This window comes from Parachlamydia sp. (genome assembly GCF_050255895.1).
Lineage (GTDB): Bacteria > Chlamydiota > Chlamydiia > Chlamydiales > Parachlamydiaceae > Parachlamydia > Parachlamydia acanthamoebae.
In genome coordinates, this window is the sequence record NZ_JBFWIR010000044.1 from 1 (window position 1) to 21582 (window position 21582).

13 protein-coding genes are annotated in these 21582 nt (G+C 38.2%); 7 read left to right on the forward strand and 6 right to left on the reverse strand.

Annotated elements, in window-relative coordinates; translation table 11 throughout:
* The first annotated feature begins 152 nt into the window (after positions 1-152).
* On the forward strand, positions 153-2456 hold the full coding sequence (locus AB7E63_RS08635; protein WP_036745901.1) for a protein phosphatase 2C domain-containing protein: 2304 nt from the start codon (positions 153-155) through the stop codon (positions 2454-2456).
* Between the two features lie 98 nt (positions 2457-2554).
* On the opposite strand, the gene AB7E63_RS08640 is transcribed toward AB7E63_RS08635, so the two are convergent.
* Together AB7E63_RS08640 and AB7E63_RS08645 are read right to left on the reverse strand one after the other, a co-directional pair.
* Positions 2555-3856 (reverse strand): APC family permease, encoded by a 1302-nt coding sequence (locus AB7E63_RS08640; protein WP_013924985.1) that lies wholly within the window; start codon positions 3854-3856, stop codon positions 2555-2557.
* Complete coding sequence (locus tag AB7E63_RS08645; protein ID WP_006340319.1) at positions 3843-4589, reverse strand: gamma-glutamyl-gamma-aminobutyrate hydrolase family protein; 747 nt, start codon at positions 4587-4589, stop codon at positions 3843-3845. The genes AB7E63_RS08640 and AB7E63_RS08645 overlap by 14 nt, the downstream gene beginning before the upstream one ends.
* 241 nt (positions 4590-4830) lie before the next feature.
* Here AB7E63_RS08645 and AB7E63_RS08650 point away from each other — a divergent pair, with 241 nt between their 5' ends.
* Both AB7E63_RS08650 and AB7E63_RS08655 read left to right on the forward strand, forming a co-directional pair.
* Positions 4831-5427 (forward strand): hypothetical protein, encoded by a 597-nt coding sequence (locus AB7E63_RS08650; protein WP_006340318.1) that lies wholly within the window; start codon positions 4831-4833, stop codon positions 5425-5427.
* A 479-nt stretch (positions 5428-5906) separates the two neighbouring features.
* Entirely contained in the window at positions 5907-15059 is a 9153-nt protein-coding gene (locus AB7E63_RS08655; RefSeq protein WP_428419229.1) for a DUF3638 domain-containing protein, read from the forward strand.
* Positions 15060-15108: 49 nt separating this feature from the next.
* On the opposite strand, the gene radC is transcribed toward AB7E63_RS08655, so the two are convergent.
* Both radC and hflX read right to left on the reverse strand, forming a co-directional pair.
* Complete coding sequence (gene radC, locus AB7E63_RS08660) at positions 15109-15825, reverse strand: RadC family protein (RefSeq protein ID WP_006340316.1); 717 nt, start codon at positions 15823-15825, stop codon at positions 15109-15111.
* The gene (gene hflX, locus AB7E63_RS08665) at positions 15822-17132 is read right to left on the reverse strand and encodes a GTPase HflX (RefSeq protein WP_013924981.1); all 1311 of its coding nucleotides are present in this window, start codon (positions 17130-17132) and stop codon (positions 15822-15824) included. Before hflX ends, radC begins: the two co-directional genes overlap by 4 nt.
* A gap of 66 nt (positions 17133-17198) precedes the next feature.
* Between hflX and AB7E63_RS08670 the strand changes: the two genes are divergently transcribed.
* Complete coding sequence (locus tag AB7E63_RS08670; protein WP_006340314.1) at positions 17199-17969, forward strand: hypothetical protein; 771 nt, start codon at positions 17199-17201, stop codon at positions 17967-17969.
* On the opposite strand, the gene AB7E63_RS08675 is transcribed toward AB7E63_RS08670, so the two are convergent.
* Positions 17927-18721 (reverse strand): MBL fold metallo-hydrolase, encoded by a 795-nt coding sequence (locus tag AB7E63_RS08675; RefSeq protein ID WP_006340313.1) that lies wholly within the window; start codon positions 18719-18721, stop codon positions 17927-17929. The two genes, AB7E63_RS08670 and AB7E63_RS08675, sit on opposite strands and share 43 nt — an antisense overlap.
* A complete protein-coding gene (locus AB7E63_RS08680; RefSeq protein WP_006340312.1) occupies positions 18718-19299 on the reverse strand; it encodes a hypothetical protein in 582 nt (193 codons plus the stop codon). Before AB7E63_RS08680 ends, AB7E63_RS08675 begins: the two co-directional genes overlap by 4 nt.
* A 410-nt stretch (positions 19300-19709) precedes the next feature.
* On the opposite strand from AB7E63_RS08680, the gene AB7E63_RS08685 reads away from it, so the two are divergent.
* From AB7E63_RS08685 to AB7E63_RS08695, 3 genes are all read left to right on the forward strand, one after another.
* Positions 19710-20303, forward strand: coding sequence for a helix-turn-helix transcriptional regulator (locus AB7E63_RS08685; protein WP_006340311.1), 594 nt, complete (start codon positions 19710-19712; stop codon positions 20301-20303).
* A 189-nt stretch (positions 20304-20492) separates the two neighbouring features.
* A complete protein-coding gene (locus AB7E63_RS08690) occupies positions 20493-20690 on the forward strand; it encodes a hypothetical protein (RefSeq protein ID WP_006340310.1) in 198 nt (65 codons plus the stop codon).
* A gap of 7 nt (positions 20691-20697) precedes the next feature.
* Positions 20698-21582 (forward strand): PhzF family phenazine biosynthesis protein, encoded by an 885-nt coding sequence (locus tag AB7E63_RS08695; protein WP_006340309.1) that lies wholly within the window; start codon positions 20698-20700, stop codon positions 21580-21582.

Sequence of the window (21582 nt, forward strand, 5' to 3'; positions counted from 1 at the left end):
TCGTTTAACTCCTGTTAGACGACGAAATTTCTCTTCATCTAATTCTTTAACTGTCTCAAATTTCATGTAGCCTCCTGATTTTGAGGCTCTAATATACACTCAAAAGTTTAATTTCGAAAGATGTCTAATGTGTAATTTACAAAGGTGCTGCTATGACAAGTAAGATTGATCCACCCAAAATAATGTTTGGAAATAAAGAGCTAACAGTAAAACAAGTTGAGTCATGTGTAGGAGGCAATCTCCTAGGGAGAACTGTTAACCGTATTATTTTAGGTATTACTAAACAAGTATGGATTAATGATCAAAAAGTAGCTAATAAACTTAAAATATTAGATGGCGATACTCTTGATAAAATTTACAAAGCAACAACAAATAAAATTATTAAAAATTTGATTTTCGAACAACGCACTAAAGTGAAAATGGCCAATCTACAAGGTAGAAAGATAGCCATCATAGAAAAATTGGATCCAAGTTTGCGGTTATTCAATCATCCTGCAGAATATGTAAAAATTGTCGAACATATTACACGTCTTGCAGATCTACCAAGAGGGATAGTTCTTGCAAAACATCAGGATAAATTAGTGTGGGTACGAAAGGATCAAGAAGGCTGGAAAGTAATTCCTCCTCTTATGGAACCACAAAGCGTCAAAGAGGATGAGCTTGAGTTTGTAGATGTTGATACAGTAGAATTAGAATTTTTGCAGAAAGATTTTGTGCTTGATTTAAAAGGAAAAAAATATCCATCTCCTCAGAATGGGAGAAATAACGAATCCCTCCTAAAAGCTACAAAAGAATTAAAAGAAAAAATAGCAGAGTCAGGACAAGGATTGCAATTCAAATTTTCAATTGGCCAAGGAAAGTCCATAGCAACACTTGACGATGCTCTCGAGGCATCGGAATCTGGTTTTGTAGCGAATAAAGATGAAAGATTTGTTCAGGCTCTAACGCATGATAAAATGAATGGGATGGCTATCCTTCAAGCAAAAGGCTATTTACCTGAAGGAGAATACTGCGCGGATTGGGTTGCTTTAGACAATATTGGGGATATGACAATTGCTATTGTAGCAGATGCTGCAGGAAATAAAAAGTCCTCTCATGATGGGTCTTTAGAATTAACAAATCGGTTTAGACAAATCCTTACGACGCAATTAGTCAAACTTCAAAAAAATGGAAATCTTTCATCGGAAGATATTGGTGAGGCCCTGACTCAGGCTATCATTCGAGCAGAACTTGTCACAAGGAGTGAGGGACAAATGGTCGGTTCCACAATGGCATGCACAATTATTATACCTTCCGGTGAAAAGAGATATGCAATCGGATTTGGTCTTGGTGATGCACGTGTAATGCTTAAAAAAGAAGATGGCACCGCAAAAGACTTGACTCCAACAAATTTTGAGAGCCCTTATTCTGATCCAGGACCGACTTTTGGAGCTGGTATAAAGAAAATTGTTCCCATCTTCCAAGAACTTAGGAATGGGGATACAATTTTATTAGGATCCGATGGCTTTGGTGACAATATGGAGGCTAAATCTTTGGGGAAAACGCCCATACAGGTGCTTAAAGAGCTAGATTTAGCTGGCAAGCTGGACAATCATCCTAAATTAAAAGCGTTTGCTAAAAATCCTGAAGAATGGATTTTACAGGCTACTTCTCCCAGCGATTGGACCTTCAACACAAGGAGAGATGATTCTGAGGAGGCAGCAAAAGCTCGAGAATGGCAGGGCTCTCTTAGCAAAGAATCTAAAGCCCTTCTTCAGGAGTTGCATACTCTTTATTCCGAACATCTACTTGAAGAAATGGATGGAGCTGACATTGCAGATACAATATACACGCATTGTACAAAATCACCTTTTATTGAGGCGAGTTTGTTCGTATTAAAGATGGAGGAATCTGCGAAAGCTAAAGCCGCAGACATCGATCAAAGACTAAAATCTTTGTATCAACAGGAAAAAGATCGAATTTTGGATGAGCTATGTATTGAAAATTTAAAAAAATATAAAGATTTTGCTATTCAACTGACCGATCTTGATGGAAAAAGTGAAGAACTCACACAATTATTTAAAAGTTGGGATGAAGATCCTAAACTTGCACATGAATGGTTTAGTAAAGATGTTAGACTTTCTGATAAATTCAAAGATAGACCGGGTTACGAAGAAGCTGGACAGCTCAAACTGCAAATTGATGGAATGGTCAATGAGAAGATCTCCCCTTTTTCTGCTACATTAAAAGCACAGCAAGAACTAGAAAAAGCCCAGGTTTTAGACAAATTGTATAGCGAAAATTTGGAAACATATAAAGACTTCGCGATTCAAACGACTGGTCTTGATAAAGAAAGTGAAGAACTCACACACTTGTTTGCAAGTTGGGATGCAATTCCTGAAGAAGCGCATTTGTGGCTTGGATATCGTGCAGGAAAGCCGGATGATTTCAGCTTAATTGCTGTAACGGTGAAATAAGCCAAGATTTGAGTTTATCTAATTGAGAAACAACAATTAGATAAACTCAAATCTTGATATCAATTGGAAGTTGCTTTTTGAGATTTTTACTCAATGGACTAATCCGTTTGAGGTAAAGTTTCTGAAGCCTCTTTCCACTTGAAAAAATGGTAAAGAGGGACCCCCATTAAAAGGGCACCTAGCCCAGCACTGAGCTGAATCCATGAAACCTGTAAAAGTAGCCAAAAACTCAAGATTAAGGCAGCGACAGGAATAATCACATAGAATGGACCATTGATTAACGGTTTCCACTCTTCACGTCTGCGCAAAACTAAAAGAGCTAAGCAGGTGGGAATATATTGTGTAAATCTCGCGACAACATTCAAAATCGCAAGCTGATAGAAGTTCCCAGATAAAGCGATAGCACATGCAAATAATGCAGTTAGCAATGCAGCTACATAAGGGGACTCATACCGATTCTTAGTTCCGATAAACGATGGAATGAGCTGATCTTCTGCCAAAGCAACGGCTACTCTCGGACTCATAAATGAAGCGACTAAATTAATCCCACCAATTGAAATCAGCATCCCAATATTTACCACATTTTTGCCCCATTGTCCGCCTAATGCATGTGCGATGTCAGAAATAGGAGTTACGCTTTCGGCAAGTTGAGGTCCTAAAACGCCAATGGCGACAATTTGAATTAAAAAATAGAGCAAGGAGCAAAAACCAATCACAATCACTAAAGCGATAGGAATATTCTTTTGAGGATTTTTCATTTCTTGGGCTGCAACAGCTAATGTTTCAAATCCCGTAAAGGCATAAAAAACCATGAGGAGTGCTTCTTTAAAATTGGTCTGCTCAATTTCATGAATGGGAGTTAAGACAAAATGCTCGCTTTTTAAAAAAAACAGGCCAATCAGAGCAATAAATAACAGGGGAATCAGTTTGGTAATGGTAATCATATCATTCAAAAACTTAAATGAATGAATTCCCAGTAGATTCAAAGTTGTGAAAAAGGTGATCTGCCCGACAATTAAAAAACTGCGGAATGGTTCTTCAGCCAGGATGGGAATTAGAGTACTTAATCCTGTCGCAAAACCTACAGCTAAAGTGGCCCATGCAATAATACTAATTACCCACTTCATCATTCCAACTTCAAATCCTACAAAATCTCCAAAGGCTTCACGGGCATACAGATAAGCAGCCCCATTTTTATTGAAAAGAGAGGCACATTTTGCGAAGCAAAGAGCGATAGATGTAATAAAAAGAGTGGCTAAAAGATAAAGAAAAGGTCCCCACGTTTCGACAAGAGCCATCACTTTTCCGGGGAGAATAAAAATGCTGGTACCGATCATGCTGTTAATTCCCAGCAGGATGATACTTAAAAGACCGAGCCTTTTCGAGTTAGATAGACCCATAATCCTTCACTTTTTGAATAAAGTAATTAAATATTTTTTGCATGTTGGTATCTGATGCGATCATCATTTCAGGGTGCCATTGGACACCAAGCATGAAGTGCCCATCATTTTTCTCTATTCCTTCAATCATTCCATCTTTTGTCTTAGCATTGACAGTAAAACCATTCGCGAGTTCTTTAATTGCTTGATGATGAATGCTATTTGTCAAAAGAGACGATGTTTCAAAGATTTCTTCTAAAATGGTGCCAGACATTAAATCAACCTGGTGTGTAGGGACATGCTTTTGCGCTTTTTGGCAATGCTGAATCCCTGTATTCACCATGTGTGGAATATCCTGATAGAGAGTTCCCCCAAATGCGACATTTAATAATTGCAAACCTCGGCAAATTCCTAAAATTGGTTTGTTCGTTTCTTGTGCAATTCGCACAAGATGCAGTTCGTGGGTATCCCGTCTCGGAAAAATAGTCCCAATCATGGGATGGGGTTGTTCTCCATAAAGCAAAGGATTCACATCAATGCCACCTGAGAGGATGAGTCCGTCAATCTGATTCATCTGTTCGCGGACAATTTCCTCATTTTCCACGAAAGGCAGCATTAAAGGAATTCCGCCAGCCTGGATGATCACATCAATATAGGAACAATTCACGTATACACGTTCTTGGCCGAGTTCTGGTCCCGCTGTTTCTAATAAAAAATTAGTTGAAATCCCGATAATTGCTTTTTTTGTACGCATGAAAAACCAATAATTGATAGAAAGATTAAATTTTAAATAAAAATTATAACAAATTGTCTCACAAAATGTCAATTTGATTCAATTTTATACATATCCACAATAGGTTAACTTTGCAATAAATCTATTTAAAAATAATTAATTCATTTGAATGGAGCGTAATTACTCTTGTCTGTTCTAATATTATTATTTATAATAATGTTAATGGTTATAATTAAAAAATAGGCTTATGCAGGAGACCATCATGTTTTTATTAACACCACAATATACAGATTTTTATCCCGATTTTACCCGTACAACTGACAAGATTGATGAGAGTGATAAAGTGGTCCAAACTTTACATGAATTTGATGCAGACAAAGAATTGTTGGGTATAAAAAAAGATAAAAAAACGCAGTCGCAATCGCTGGTACATATCAATAAAGATGATTATACCATTAAAAATAGGATTCTCTCGTGGTTTGGAAAAGGCAAATTAGCACATACGAAGTTCGATCTTTATGACGTATGTCGCTATTTGTGGCATTACGATTTTCAAGTTGAAGACAAAGAAGTGCACAAAAAAGTTTGTGATATAGCGGGTAAATTTTTGCTCCGTCCAGGGATGTCTTTATATAAACGTGCGGCATACAAGTATGCGCAATCACCCGAGCAGCTTGCCACTTTGGCTCTATGGATAAAAAATTCCAAAAAAGAAGATGCTCCAATATATTTTGAGACAGATGCAAGAAAGTTTACCCTATATACGAATTCTGCGATGGAGGACTCTGATTCTTCTGTAAATTCTGAGAAAGTAAAAAAAGTTTTCCGTAATCTTTGTATTTGGAGTTCTCCTAAATAACAAAGTTTGGGTGAGTAGGGAGGAGCCGAATCCTTCCACACGAAGCGAAACATACAAATTTCCACAAGCCAACCAACTAACACAAGGTCTTCCTTTGAAAGAGGAATCCCACAGCCCGATTGCGGGTATTCTAAGCGAGTTCTGGTTCTCTATTTATAGTAAAAAATCAGTTTAAATTTCGATAAAAAACAATAATGGATAGGTGGCTTAAATTTAATAAAAGTTAAGACGAAATCTCTCGTAAATCGATTTGATTCATTCCATGCATATCTGCAGTAAGTTATCCCAATTGAGAATGTACGATAAAGTAATTATAAATTATAATATTGTTATAATTTATGTGGTTTTTTTTGTAAAACATGATAATTTCGTTGATTTAAAATTAATTGTATTTAATTTAAATTACTAGTTGCGCAGATTTAACTTATTCATTTTCAAAAGTTTGGCTAAGTATAAGAGCGTTAAATCGGGAGAATATAATGATAAGAACGGACAATGGTCAACCTGAACGATGGATCGAAGCAACTAGGGATGCGTTTGGAGTTCCTCACGCTAAAGTTGTTTCGGAGGAAGCGACTCAAACAAGTGATAAGTCAATCATTGGTAGATCCCCGAAAACAGAACCTATTTCAACTCTCCCAAAACGTTCACTCCCGTCTCAGCAAGTCTGGCGGCATGAAACCGTAATGGGAAGAATCGTTAATTTCTTTGAACAATCCGTATTTATATTAAGAAAACTTTGGCCAAAGCGTTCACCAAAAGTTGATCAACGCTTAATGGCTGCTATCCATGCAGATCGAATATCAGCAGCATATCCTGGATTGCAGGTAGCGCCCTTAAGTCAAATTTTGAAGTACATGATCCCTTTTTTGAAAGCTCAAAAAGGAGAAATGGCACCTCCTAAGGGTTTGATTAAGTCGCTTCAAAAATGTGCAAAGTGGTCATCAGAATTAGAAAAAATTGGGACTTTTTCCAACCCGGGGAAACGAGCTGAGCTTTTAAATGTTTTCTGTAAAAATCTTAGTCAAACAATTAAGGATCTTCCTTCTGGGATATCGTGTATTTTGCCTGGAGGATGGGGACAAGGATTGCAAATTCATCCAGCTTTATATGAAATAACAAAAAATCCATCGGGATCTTACAAAATAAGAATTTTATCACGGGATTTGTCCGTAAATCCTCATGCGACGCTTGCTTCTGCTGGAAAGTTGAAAATATATCCGGAAACAACTTTCGATGATCTAACAGCCGAAGAAATTTCAAACCTAGATTGGTTAAATGCTCTTTTATCTTTGCAGCTTCCCCTTGCCTCCGGAATTGGCAGAGAAGTTAAACCAAATACGGTTTCCCCAGACTTTAATTCATTAAGTCAGCTATTTTTACCTTTTGCCGATCGAATAGATCAATCTCCTAAGCCCATCGAAAACTATCAATCATTTCTAAAGAACCCACTGCAAACAAAAAATGTTTGGATGTTGGTTGATATGATTGGAATGGGAGGAAAAGTGTCACTACCAGCTAAGGAGCGGCGCAAACTGCAAATCAAGGTTAATACCTTGTTCGAATTTTTCGAAGTCGTAAAAAAAGATTTATCGAATAATTTGACTAATCAACTTCTTCTAAAAGAAGGGGTTCAAAATGTCAGTCGATTAACAAGCTTAATGTTTGCAGAAGGACAATTGTCGGAAGCTGAAATAGCCGTATTAAATAGAGAATGCGCTGCAATCGAGCGGACGATTGCAAAGGCTAAAAACGAAAAGGTGCGAACCTCTAAAAAAAATCCCTTTTTGCAGAAAAGCAGGATTACCCCTTTTGTTTTTCACAAGAAGGAATTGAATGTTAAACCTTTCAATTTCAAGTGGATTACTAGTCTTAAAACAAGCTCTTCCACTATGCCTGAGACTCAAATAAGGATAGATATACCAGAAGAAATCCTTCAAAAGAGTATTTCAAAAGAAAAAAATGAATATGCTTATAAGCTGAACATCGATTCGATTCCGAAAGTACTTTCTGGCTTATGTAAAGAATGCGAAGAGCTAAACAGTAAAAATGAGGATTATGACTTACAAAATCGCATCCTTGATTTTGTCTATGCGATTGAACTTCCTAAAATCACGAAGCCGCAAAAAACCGAACATTTATATGACTATCAAGGAGGATCCATTAATTGGGATGAAATGTCCCCAGAGCTTCGGCAAACTTGTTGCGTCGAATTAGGAAAAATAAGCAAGTTTTTAGTTGAATCCGCACTTAAAACAGAGACAGTAAATCCCGAAAAACTGATGACGGTTATCAAAGTTGGGATTTTGCAAGAATATCTGGTTCGGCTTGATTCTGATCGAACGCGAATCAATGATAGTGTTGTGATAACTTTTTGGCCTCAAGTCCTAAGTGAATATCTAAGAAATTTTAGCGCGCGTTTAAGAAGTTACTCCATCAGAGAAGATCAATTAAGAAACGAAATTATTGATCAATATGGATACACAACCTATATCTCAAGTTTTTCTAGCAATGCAAGGCCTTCACAAAAAATTTTAACAATAGAAAGTAGAGATTATCCATATCAAAGAAGTCGAAAATCACAAGACCAAAAAGACACTGTTAGGTATCAACGTCCATTACAGTTATTTGCAAATAAAGTTGGTATTCCTCCACAAGTTTTAGCTCTGGATCAGCAAATGGAACTTTTCCAAAGGATTTTTCAAGTTAAAATGTTGGGGGTAGAATTTATTGCCAATGAAGCGAGCGAAGTGGCTCATTCTGCAAGGAATAAAAAATATCAATATGCTCCTGTTCGTGCGGCAGCTCAATATGGTCAATTTCCAGATAAAAGAGGACGTAGCCTTAAAACGGAAGAAGCGATTAGAGACAATCCCGAAAAAATTTTTGCAGATTTGCTCAAACGATTAGATTTCCCTTTTCCTCGAGAAGCAAAAAACTTACCGAGCTTATCAAAGCCTGATCTTGCAGATTTACTTGTTGCTGTAGGTAAAAATGGCATTATTGAAACAATGGGGTTACTTAAGCAAAAACCCTATCTTTTAGAAATTCCTGATGTACGGGCGTTACTTGAGCACGTCATTTTTGGTGGGTATCACGATGAATATGATTATGAAAAAAATACACTTCACAATCATTTGAAAGATAATGAAAAACTCGCACGACTTTTAGCTGATTGGATCAAAGAGCAATTTAAACTTTTTAGTAATCGTGGAAAGATTCCGGAAACTCTTTTTATGATTTATTTAGCGCAGAGCCTTGAAAATCTTTCTCCTGATTTAATTCAAAATCATCGCATTGATTTTGAATTTCCTGATTATACTCCGTTAATTAGAGAATGGGCCTATGCATCTTTAGATCATAAAAATCCGGAATTTGAATATCGCCATATTCTTTGGACCCATCTTTTGCTGATGTATGAGAATTTAGATCAACTAAGTACAGAGCAAATTGTGGAATTTTTAGAGGGCAATGCTATTTTAAATAGTACTTCAGCCGAAATATATGAATTGGATCCACTACAACAAATTCGTGTCCGTACATTGCGTGAAAAATGGAAAAATCCGATTAAATTATTCTTGGAAAAAGCGGAATCAAAACCCGTACTTGAAAAAGTTTTGGATTCAATCTGTCTTTTAACAAACTCTCCACCACCAGGAAAAGAATGGGTAGGAAGCTTCCCGCTTTATATGGCCGGCGATTACCAAATTGATTTGCTCAAAGGAACTTTGAATAATAAGAAAGAAGGCTGGTCCACGCAAAGTATGCCTCTTGAAATTAAAGAAAATCCGGTGGTTGGTCAGGCTTTAGCTAAAATGAGTATTGTAGGCTTTTCTTCTAAGCATATGCAATGTGATGCAGCAGATTTTTACCATCTAGATGATCCTCAAAATCGAGCAGTGGTTGTTGTTGCTTCTTCACAGAAAGATGTGTGTGTGTACAGGGAAATCACAAGCAGAGAGAAAAAATATTGGTTGCAATATGTTCCTAAGGAAAGCCTATTCGCCTTATCTTCTTCGTCGGACAAGGGAGAAGAACTCGCAGAAGTTGGTTTAAAATCCATTTTAAAAGCGATTAAGCAATATAAAAAGGCAAAAAGTGAGTCAAAACTCCCTGAATTTTTAGATCAGCCAAACTACAGTTTTTGGGTAGACTCCAGAAAGCCTTCCCATTTTTTTGTGATGGATGACAAGGGAAATGCTCTTTATTGGATCTCTCTAAAACAAGGCAAAAGCAAACAAATTATTGATCATGTCATAGATTTAAGAGTTGAGAACGAACAAAAAGAAGCGAAAGTGGGGTCCTTGACCGATTCTATGCATCCCGTATGGCAACAGTTAAAAAGCTTGGATTCGCCTTCAAATATTTTAGTTTGGAAGACAAAAAGCAAAATTCAAAAAGTTGAGTTAACGCGCTACGGCTTAGATTTTATTGAGAAAGATGGAAAAGTTGTGTGTGCGAGTTCTCCTTTGAATGGTTGGATTTTAGAAGTGACCCCTTCTGAAAGTACCTTAAAAAAAGGTCTTCCGCATGCTTTGCTTCTAACTCATCCAAAGATCGCTTCGCAACATAGACTCATTGTCCCTCAATTAACAATCGAACCTAATATACTTGAGTTTTCCTATCGATTATTCTTTAATGCGATAAAAAGTACATTAAAGGGGCACTTCCTTTCTTTAGATAAGAAAGATCCTGTAAGATCCGATTGGAAATTGAGTGCTCAAGAAGGAAAGCAAGATTATTGGATTTTTGACATAGACCCTATTAGTTTAAATCTAAAAGAAATCTCCGAGCAATCGATAGAGCCTTATACATATCTTGCCAGAGTCGCTCATTTGCTAAATCAGCCAGAAAGAAGCTTAGAATTTCTTCTCTCGTTAACCATAAATCCTAAAAAATGGGTTCAGGGAGACGTTAATGCCCTTCAAAAATTCATAACAGATGATTCGATTAAGACACCAGATAACATTGCTCTTAAGCTTCAGGCAGCCTTAATTGGGAAAAAATTAGCGCCCAGAGCCCATAAGCATGCATTCACAAGGGCAATGGCGGAGCTTTACAAAGAATATCTGCAATATGGGGGGAAAATTTCAGGTTTGCAAAGAATTTCTGCAGAGCACGAATTGCTTTGTTTGAGAGCTTTGGAAGAATATGATGAGCAATTTTATCTTGCCAATGCTCCTATGCTATTACAAAGGAAGGAAGCTCGTAAGATGAAACCTTTAAAGGCTGAGCGAGCTTATTTTCAAGATTCCAAAATCGAAACAAAAATTTCCAAATTTAGTAATGATTTGTTACGTGAATTGAGGGAGAGACAAGAAGACTCTACCTACAAATTTCTTTCTAAAGATGCGTCGCAGCTGGGAACTCAGTTTATTGAGATCTACAAAACGATCCTTGACAAGGATGTTACAAGCCAAAATTTTCGGCGTCTAGAACTCACCTTGCGTTCATTACCAGATTTAAAAGATCCCAGAGCAGGAGCGCATGTCCGTCGGCCTGAATTTTATCAGACTTTGCAAAAATACTTGATAAAAGTTCTCGATATACGAAAGACGGGTGATTCAATTCCTTTTCCAAAAGTCCCCGATCTCTATTTAAAAGCGAGTAGATTTTATGAAGAAGAGAAAGGACAATATGAAGAAACCGTGGAAAATTTACAGACATTCCTTAGCGAGTTGGAAAATCTTGTGGAAAATTTTGAGCAAGAGCATCCAGGTTCAGATGAAAATGTGAAAGTGTCTGCGATTGAATATGATGTTATGCAATTAAAGAGAGAATTTGATGAGTGTTTAGCGAAGGCTAAATCTAAAAATCCGGATCTTATATATGACGAATTAAGCTTAGATGATTTAGAACAAGCTTTAAGTATAAAAAAGCCTCTCATGAGTCTCGTTTCACTTGATCCTTCTGTTGGACATTCCATTTACTCGAAAGAGCAGCTTCAAGAGTTTTTTATTGAAAATACCGTGATTCCTCCCATTCCGGTTCTCGATCTTTCCAGTTTAAAGCAGGCATCAAACGCTGCTTTAAGTGCGGCGGCAATGGAGCTTGAAAACGAGATGCGATTAGCAAAAGAGCGTATACAAGCGCAAACGCCCATGATGTTTATAAAAGGAGAAGACTCTCGTGCTACATTAGAAAAAAATCTGTGGGAAAAAAGAGCTCAATGGGATGCAAAGCAAAAGGCTGCCCGTACACTTATTTTGACTCTTGTGCAAGAAAAAAGTGTTCCTGTCTATCTCTTAAAGCAAAAAGCTAAAGCTGTGATAAATATTGATCTAGAACTTTTATTAAAACATTTTTTGCAAAATGATTTAGAAAGTTTGACGGAAAGCTTACCCGAGGGGATTGAATTCGATAAACTTAAGAATGCCTTAGGAGACTATCTCTTAATTATAACCGATCTTCAACGCATCGATGCCGCTCTGGATGAAATCAAACAACTCAGTGATAAAAAAGAGGGATCTTCCCCTATGGCTGAAGCTTCTTTGTACGAGCTTTTGACAGCAGAAAGACAATATAATCCTCAAGAAAGCCCTCAGCTACTATTGTTTGAGTATATGTCTAATCTTCTTCTGCGTGAAGGTCAACTCAAAATGGTTCAAGACTTTATCCAAAATCCTGACAGTGTAAGGCAAGCCGTAACTGGGGCGGGTAAAACTACTGTTATTCTGGTTTTGAGTGCCTTGATGCTAGCAAACGGTACGAATCTTGTAACAGTCAACTTTCCTAAACAACTTTTTGAAGAGAATTTGCACGATCTAAAAAACAAGCTGGGTAAAATCTGTCAAAGAAGTATTTATCCGCTTCAATTTAACATGTCTACTCCCATACAAATTCCAGACAATCATTCTCCATTGGGCCAGATTTCTCTTTTTAAAGAAATGTACGAAGATTTATTGCATACCATCATGAAAAAGGGCGTGGTGATTTCCACGATTGAAAGTCAACAGGCTTTAGAGCAAAAATGGATTCGTCTGATTGATCAACAATCCAGGCAATCACCAAAAGAGATTTCTCCCATTGAAAAAGAGCACCTAATTTATTTAACAAAAATTCGAGCGCTCATGCAAAAACATCAATCAACCATTCTGGATGAGTTCGATAAAGCTCTGAATCAGCGGGAAGAAAGGCATTTAAAAGTGGGTGTAGCTCAACCCATTCCACCATTTATTTGGCAAACAAGCCTGGAATTATATGATCTCCTTTTAGCAGATTCTGAGCTAGGTTTACAGCGCAACTTGCAAGGCGAATCGTTAACAGAAGTGCAACGAGATAAGGTAATTAAGCGAGTCGCAGCACAAATGGCAGAAAAAATAGCCAATGAGCGAGGCATTCAAAACGAAAGCAAAGAAGCTTTTATAGATGCTTTAAAAGATTACTTTTTGGGAGAGAGTGAAGATTTTCTTGCAGAAGTTCAACATTGGTTGCCACAAGAGAAAGACAAGATAGCTCTTCTTAAAGATCAGTTTTGCACTTATTTACCTCTGACATTATCTAAAACTTGTCAGGTGAGATATATTCGCTCCAAGGATGGTGAACATACAGTGCCTTGCCTTGCAAGTGACATTCCGCGTGAAAGCTCTGAATTTGAGCAAATTCTTGAACGTGTTAATTACACCATTCAAGATCATTACCAGACAGGGGAAAGGGAAGAGTTTATTCATCGATGGATTTTTTCCAAGAAAAATACGGCTGAAGCTGCCGTCATGAATGGATTTTATGAAAGTATGGATGAAACCCCTGAAGCTAAAGTGTTTGAAAGCTTTTTCCCTGGGAAAAAGCTTAGCGCAACATTGCCAAGCCAAATCCCCGATTTAATCCGTGAAGTCAATGCAGATCCTCTTCGTATTCGACGTTTTCTAGAGCTTTGTTTGGCGAAATTAGAAGTTTCAACAGGCAAAATTAGTTGCGACGGCCATAATTTAGTGGCCATGTCTAAACACACCGCTGGTGCGTCTGCGACATTAGGCTCATTGCATGCGCTCCCTTCTTCTATGCAAATTGAAGGCGCGGAAGATAAAGGAGCAACAGGCAAAATGGTGACAGCAATGCTGCTAAAAAGTGGAGCGTGTGATGGTTCAATTCCAAAAATGTTACGCTATAATCCTGAACATCCTGAAACATTAATTTCTGAGGTTGTGAAAACAGATTCAGATATTCAGGTTGTTATTGATGGAGCTGGCGTGGCGGCCCTCCATGGAATGCCGTTTGGAGTTCCTTCTCAGCAATTGCTAGATGGACAACCTTCTAGTTCTCGCATCCAAGGGGTTCTATTAGGCGGTGCTGGGAATCGTCAGCAAGTACATACGCGAAAAGGGATTCTTGCTCCTGAAGCAGCGGGATTAAAGCCTAGTGAATTGGGTGGTTTTTTTGACGAAAGCCGTGCAAGAGGGGCTGATTTTAAAATGGCACCTGGAGCTAGAGCCCTTATTACAGCGAATAGTAAGCAGCTATTTGAGGAAGTACTTCAAACTGTGGGCCGTTTAAGAAGGGCAGATCAACGCGCTTGTTACATTGTTCCGAAGGAAGATCCAGTTCAGGATGTATCAGATCTGATTAAGAAGTCTCTTCAAAATAGTGTTGAAAGAGAAGCGGACGATTTGTTTCGCGCAAAAAAACACGAATTGCGCGACATTGTGCGCAGTGAGATGATTGCAGATTTATTAGCACGAGCCGAGAATATTGGGTTAGAAGCCATGTTAGGCCGATATCGAGAAGACTTTGTGGAACATCAGATTTTAGTCACAGAAAAAAAGGGCGATCTATCTATCCACGGCTCTTACTTTGCCATGAATGCGATGATTAATCGTATGGATAAAGATCCGGAAACCGAGTTGAAAACTTTGCAGGATGGTTATCTGGAAATGGTGAATGAGTTAGAGCTGTCCAAAGCGAGAGAACGTTTATCGAAACTTAGCTATCCACCAGAGTTGCTTCTACGATTACCCATAAAAGTATTTGGAGGGAGTAGTCCGCTATTAGATCAAGAAGTTGAAATTGAGACAGAAACTGAAATTGAAACCGAAACTGAAGTTGAAATAGAGATAGAAAGTCAAGCATCTCGAGAATACTATAGTTGGATTAATTATCCTGACAAGCGTGCTCTTAATAAGTTTCATAAAGCTTTTGATCGGAATATCAGCTTTTCGGAGAATTTTTTCCCTTATAATAGGAATGAATTATCGAAACAAAGACAATTGTTCGATCGTTTGCAAAACCCCGTGCACTATATTAGGGTGAAGATCAATTGGAAAGATAAGCTGCAATTGGTTATTCTAGATACATTAGATTTTTTTAAAGAATTTAGCAAGCCTGATAAATCACAGAGCATTTATGATTTGCGTTTGAAAAAATTTGTTTCTGGACCTTTACTGACTAATTCTGATTCAATCCAACCTAGATTTAACCGTTTTCTGGCTCAAATACGCTTCTTTAATGGAGAGCATGACCATTATCCCGAAGATGAGTTTAGAGAGCTTATCGTTTGGCTTTCTGAACAAGACCCTTTTGAAATGGAGAATTATTTCAAAAATCAGATCTTGAAGTCGCGTCCCGAAGATTTACAAAATTATCCTTACAGTCCATTACGAAAGCTATTTAAAGAATTACAGAAAAAAGCAGGCTAAGATCGAAAGATTTTTTATTCAGACCACTATTTCAGTGATCTTTCAGTAATTAAGTTTTAGGGAAGCGGGAGAAGTCAAATCCTTCTTCACGCAGCGAAACGTACCTGTCCCTCCCAATAATGATGTGGTCGTTTACACAAATTCCCACAAGCCGACCAACTGCAACAAGGGTTTTTGTCACATCAAGGTCTTCTTTTGAAGGGGTGGGATCGCCACTTGGATGATTATGAACCAATATCAGACTCGCTGCGCGATGCCGAATGGCTGGATAAAAAACTTCACGCGGATGCACAACGGTAGCTGTTAGTGTTCCCAGCGCAACAGTTGGGGAACAGATGACATAGCCTTTGACATCTTGTAAGATTGTCAAAAAATGCTCTTGCATAGCCTTTTCTAGATCATCTTTCACTAAATGGTAGGCATGTAGAGGCGTTCGAATTTGAAATTTGGCAGAAACTTGGGTTCTAGATAAACGTTTTCCTAAATTTAATGCTGCTTTTAGTTGAATGGCTTTGGCTGTGCCCAAACCTTTGATTTGGCACAGTTCCTCAATGGTTGCGTCAGCTAAATTTTGCAAGGAGCCAAAACGGCTCATAATCTCTTGAGATAATTGCAAAATGGGCATGCCTTTCATTCCACTTCCTAGTAGGACAGCAATGAGTTCAACCGAGGAAAGCACATCAGCTCCATGCTGTAAAAGTCTTTCTCTTGGTCTTTCAGCGGCAGGAAGGCTTAAAACAGAATAAAAAGCCTGCGTTTCATTCATGAAATCACATAATTTTTTAATTTATTGGCTAGAGCTACAGGAAGATCTACCTCAATGAGCACATCGTTTTCTTCGTAATCTTGACTAATCACATTGCCGCTTCGACGAATTTCGCTCACAAGGGCATACTCACTTTGTGGAATACGTAGATTTAAAGTTTTTCTTTGCTGGCTGAGTTCACGCAGCATCATCTCTTCCAGCTCTTCAAATCCCCGCCGATGCAAAGCCGAAATAGGGACGGTGCGTGGATATTCTAGCCTTAAGCGTGTGGTCAACTCATTTTGCTCTGCTTGGTCAATTTTATTTAAAACGGTAATAATGGGTTTATCTCCAACGCCTAGCTCTTTCAACACTTGGATTGTCGTTCTGGCTTGTTCAAGAGCCATGGGATGTGTCGCATCAATCACATGCAACAAGATATCTGCTTGAATGGCCTCTTCAAGTGTGCTTTTAAATGCGGCGACTAGAAGGTGTGGGAGCTTGCGAATAAAGCCTACAGTGTCAGTAACTAAGACTTCTTGTCCCGTTGACAAAGGAAATTTTCGAGTTGTTGTGTCTAATGTGGCAAAAAGTTTATCCTCTACAAATACATCAGCATCAGTTAGGGCATTTAGCAGTGTGGATTTACCAGCATTCGTATAGCCGACTAAGGCAAAGACTGGGATTGCAGAACGGGTTCTCGCCACACGTTGAATTTCACGATGCTCTTTAACTTCTTGGATTTCACTTTGCAATTGCTCTAAACGCTTTTTGATTAAGCGTCTATCGATTTCAATTTGCTTTTCTCCTTCTCCTTTCAGATAGGCTCCTCCACCAGCTCCTCCCGATCCGTGCTGGCGAGATAGGTGAGACCATAGACGTTTTAGTCTTGGCGCTTGATACTTAACGCGGGCGTATTCAATTTGTAGACGTGCTTCCTTGGTTTTGGCACGTTGCGCAAAGACTTCTAAAATCACTTCAGTTCGATCCATAACGGTTAACTGAAAGGCTTTTTCGAGATTGCGTTGTTGGCTGGGTGAGATTTCATCGTCAAAAATGATAAGATCAGCAGCGCATTCTTTACTGAGCGTGATTAATTCCTCAAGCTTACCTTGAGTAACGAAAGTCGCCGCATCAACCTTACGAATTAGACAGGGGACTTTTGCCACGATTTCGACCCCATATGTTTCAGCAAGCAGTTCTAGTTCGTCTAGATGTTCTTCGCAAATTGCGCGCTGATCATTTCCATTGAATGCAGAAACAAGCAAAGCTTTTCTTTTCTCTTGCGCATTCTCTTCTTCACTTGATATTTTAGTCCCCTTTTGCACTTTTTCCTCCCGGATAGCAGAAAAGAAGTTTAAACATTTTCTCATATTTTTTCTAGTAGGTGCTTTATGGAAGTTGCAAATCTCTCACTTTTTAATTGGGGTGGCATGGAAGAAATTCTTCTCCCCTTAGAACAACTGGATGATGAAAGTCTAAATGCTGTTGCCAAAACTTCTTGGGCTGGGTATCAATGTGTTTCACTCATTCGGAAAAAACGAGTGAAAGATTTGAGTCAATTTGATGTGCCCAATCAACCCCAAGATCCCTATTCAACATGTATTTCAGAAAGGATTTATAGCTTAAAAGCAAAGATTGAAAGTTCAGATTATGTTTCTTATCAAATGGTTTCGACAATCAATAAATTGACTCAAGCGATACATCTAAAAAATGCCTATTGTTCAAGTTGTCCTGGAAAAAATCCAAGTTGTAGCCTTGACCAATTTGTCAGAATTTTGCGTGCCATGAATGTTTACGATGAGTTAACGGACGAGCAATTTTTTCGAAGAGCCTATCATCTAGGAACACATAACTTGGCACTATTTATACCGACAGCCGTTAAAGCAACAGGAGAACTTTTAATAATCAATTATGTCCAAAGTTTTTATGAAAAAAATAATCGCCAATTTAACTCTGTCACTCTAACTAGCGAGCTTTTTAATAGCTATACGCTTTCAGAAATATTTAATGCAGTTTTCATGCCGAAGCGCAGTAAAAAATTACAAAGTCTTTCTCACGCAGGTATTGGGGTATATGTTTCGATGAAAGATGTCCAAGAAAACATGAAAATGCGGGTTGTTTATGCAAATTCGGGTAAAAAATCGAATGCGAGGCCATCATAAGCCAGGCGGACGTGCTCTGGAAGATAAGCATTTGTTTTTTCGTGATCAAGCTCATGCGCAATATGCGTAAACCATACCTGTTTTGCTTGTGTTTTCTCAGCAAAAGCGAGAGCTTCGTCCACAGTTAAATGTAAAGGAGAAGGAGTAAAGCGCAAGGCACTAATAATTAAAATTTCCGTGCCAGACAAGTCTTCAAAAATGGATTCAGGATAATGTCGAATATCTGAAACAAAGGCTAGATTTCCGCATTTAAAACCATTGACAGCCATACCACCTTGCTCATAGGTGAAATAGCGAAGCTTGGCAGACAGAAAATTCACTTTGCCTCTTTCATTTTCTAACAAGTGGATATGCATCTTTGTGGTGAGCTTGTAGTGTTCTTGCGGTTGAAAGATGTAGGCGTAGCGATACTTAAGTTCATCATATGTTGCTTTTGACATCAGGCATTCTAAAGCTTTGTGGGTATGCATGTAATAAACGCGTAAGTCATCAATTCCCGCACTATGATCATGGTGGGCGTGAGTAAAAATCACCCCATCTAAGCGGTCAATTCGATTGATAAGCGCTTGATTGCGATGATCAGGTCCTGCATCTATCAAGATTTTTTCAGTTCCAAGTTGAATTAATCCGGAAGGACGCATCCGCTTATTAAATGGAGAAGGAGAGGAACAGACTGCGCAATGGCAACCGATGACAGGGACTCCCATGGATCCGCCTGTTCCTAAAAAAGTAAATTGACCTGTAGTTTTCATGGCGATTCATTAAGTATTTTTTGCACAATTGCATAAATGTGCGGATGATAAAAATAAGCTTGTTGAGAATTTAAGGTTTGCTCTCTTAATTGAACACGAAAAAAATCTCCTTTAGCCGAAAAATCGACTTCTTGAAATACGCTCTTAAGAGGAGAGGCTTGATTTGAGGACCGTTCTTCGACAAAAAGAGTGAGCTTTATTGGTTGGGGGTGTAAAAAGGCGTCAATCATATCGTCGGAAGGTGTTTCTATACTTTTATCAGATGCAATGTAAGCATAAAGATCCGCATATTTTGCCGACGAAATTTCTTTTGTGATCCACTGGTGTTTCTCTGAATCGAAGTAAGAATATTCGATTCGTTTGAAAGATAATGCAGGTGCTTTTTTATTGCGATTTTCTGCGAGGGGATAGTTAAGAGTTTGGATAACATCTGGAGAAATGAGAATGTGATTTAGAAGGTATTGATTTTCAGATTGTGACGTATACATCATGTAACCCAGCGCTAATACAGCGCATCCGATAGCCGATGTCATCACAATCAAAAGATTTGAAATGTCTTTTTTTTGATTCGAATCCATATTTTTTACATCCTTGCCATGATTAGCCTTTATTTTTCTGATTTTTTTCTTTCCTGTCTATCTAAACTTTTTTTCTTAAAGCAAATGGATTTTTTTTTCATAATTATGCTTTAAAAACATATTCTTAAAGCTCTTTGCAAATTTGAAAATATTGATGTTTAAACGAATAATTCTCTATATCTAATCCTAATGTCATTACGAAATGACTTAATATAAAAGGAGCACTTGTGGAATGTCTACAAGCGTTTATAGTTGGATCGAATATTCGCAGTGGAGTTCTTGAACAGATTCCTCAAAGTATTTAAATTTAAAAAAAAGACACAGCTTTTAGGAGTTTGTGTCTTTTTTTATTTAAAAATAGACAAAAAAATCTAATTTAGACATAAATGTATATTTACAGGAGGAATATCATGAACTTAAAACAATTCTTTGCCATCGCACAAGCGATTGGATTACTTCTTCATCCACACGGAGAAGTGGTTATTCATGATTTAAAAACGGGGTGTATTGCTCACATTGTCAATAATCTTTCAAAAAGAAAAGTCGGGGATGAATCTTTGCTTGATGAAATAAAAAATCTTTCAGAAATTCCGGATGTTTTTCCCCTTTACTTTAAGACGAACTGGGATGGAAAAAGAATGCGTTGTGTGACGGCAACCCTTAGAGACCGGAAGGGCAATCCAATAGGATTACTATGCATCAATGTGGACTTGTCAAAATGGGAAGACATGCAAAAATTTCTGCAGGGCTTTATGGAACAAATAGGGGACATCACTAAGCCAGAGGCTCTTTTTAAAGATGATTGGCGTGAAAAGATTAATGAATATGTTTCTATTTATCTGCAGGAGCATGGCGAATCCTTGAAAACCCTCACAAAGGAAAAAAAGAAAAAATTGATTGAAGCTCTGCATATAGAAGGGGCTTTCCAAGCTAAAAATGCAGCTTCTTATATCGCAGATGTTTTAGAGATTTCAAGAGCCACCCTGTATAATTACTTGAGGTAATTTGTGTCTTCCTTTTTTTAAATTGGAAAATTTTTTTCAATACGTGGGAATTTAAAGCACCCTATTTGCTTTGCTCTTCTGATAATGAAGCCTTAGCGTTACAAGAACTTTTAAGCTTTTGCGATTGTGAATCAAAACATTTATGGGAAAATTTAAATCTAGGCTATACAACACTCTACAGGTCATCCTTTGTTTAAGGAGGAGATTTCGCATCTCTATACAAGGATTAAAAAAGGTGGCATCGGAACATTTGCCGGGGCAGGCGAAGCCCTTTTGATACATGTTCTTTTACAACCAGGTGATCATGTCATTGCTCCGACTCGGTCTTATCAAACCTTTTATGATTTACCAAAAGCATTAGGAGCAGAGGTTTCCCTTGTAACTTGAGATAGCCATGACATTCAAATCACATCCGATCCATTATCGATTAATCGATGTTTTCAGTAAGGTTCCTTTAGCAGGCAATGGTTTAGCGGTCTTTATGCATAATGAGCCGTTGAATTCCGAACTCATGCAAAAGCTGACACAAGAATTGCGGCAATACGAGTCCATATTTTTGTCTGGCACACATGACCCCACAAGATTTCAGGCTCGCATTTTTACCATGGAAGAAGAATTAGATTTTGCGGGTCATCCTATCCTTGGCGCTGCCTGTTTTTTACGTGAATTGCAAAATGGAGAAGCTTGTGCATGGACTTTTGATTTACCAAACAAACAAGTCCAGGTAGAGACAGTCAAAAAAGCGGGGTATTACCATGCAACCATGGAACAAGGACAGCCACAATTTTACCCTCCTTTAGAGCGATCACACACGTTGGAAATCTTAAAGGCATTAAATCTTTCAGCAAGAGATATTCATCCTAACTTACCTATGCAGGTTATCTCGACGGGCTTGCCTTATTTGATCGTTCCTGTTTCATGTGATCTTCAGAAAATATGCATTGTTTCGCGCAATTTAGCTGAATTGCTCGCTTCGGTGAAAGCCAAATTTGCTTACATTTTACAAGTGTCGACACTTGAAGGAAGAACTTGGGATAATGATGGACGAGTAGAAGATATTGCAACAGGCAGCGCAGCAGGACCCGTTGGAGCTTATTTAGTTCAACACGGTATTACAGCAATCAATAATCAATTTGTGATTAATCAAGGGCGTTTTTTAAAACGTCCAAGTCAGCTTTTTGTGCAAGTCAGTGGCCAGACGAATCAGATCATCTCGGTGAAAGTTGGTGGGGATGTTTGCATGGTTGCTCGAGGTGTATTTGACGAGATAGAAACATGA

Bases quoted from the DNA above. Each gene is read 5' to 3' on its own strand.
- AB7E63_RS08635 (WP_036745901.1), top strand. From the start codon at position 153: ATGACAAGTAAGATTGATCCACCCAAAATAATGTTTGGAAATAAAGAG.
- AB7E63_RS08640 (WP_013924985.1), bottom strand. From the start codon at position 3,856: ATGGGTCTATCTAACTCGAAAAGGCTCGGTCTTTTAAGTATCATCCTG.
- AB7E63_RS08645 (WP_006340319.1), bottom strand. From the start codon at position 4,589: ATGCGTACAAAAAAAGCAATTATCGGGATTTCAACTAATTTTTTATTA.
- AB7E63_RS08650 (WP_006340318.1), top strand. From the start codon at position 4,831: ATGTTTTTATTAACACCACAATATACAGATTTTTATCCCGATTTTACC.
- AB7E63_RS08655 (WP_428419229.1), top strand. From the start codon at position 5,907: ATGATAAGAACGGACAATGGTCAACCTGAACGATGGATCGAAGCAACT.
- radC (WP_006340316.1), bottom strand. From the start codon at position 15,825: ATGAATGAAACGCAGGCTTTTTATTCTGTTTTAAGCCTTCCTGCCGCT.
- AB7E63_RS08670 (WP_006340314.1), top strand. From the start codon at position 17,199: ATGGAAGTTGCAAATCTCTCACTTTTTAATTGGGGTGGCATGGAAGAA.
- AB7E63_RS08675 (WP_006340313.1), bottom strand. From the start codon at position 18,721: ATGAAAACTACAGGTCAATTTACTTTTTTAGGAACAGGCGGATCCATG.
- AB7E63_RS08680 (WP_006340312.1), bottom strand. From the start codon at position 19,299: ATGGATTCGAATCAAAAAAAAGACATTTCAAATCTTTTGATTGTGATG.
- AB7E63_RS08685 (WP_006340311.1), top strand. From the start codon at position 19,710: ATGAACTTAAAACAATTCTTTGCCATCGCACAAGCGATTGGATTACTT.
- AB7E63_RS08695 (WP_006340309.1), top strand. From the start codon at position 20,698: ATGACATTCAAATCACATCCGATCCATTATCGATTAATCGATGTTTTC.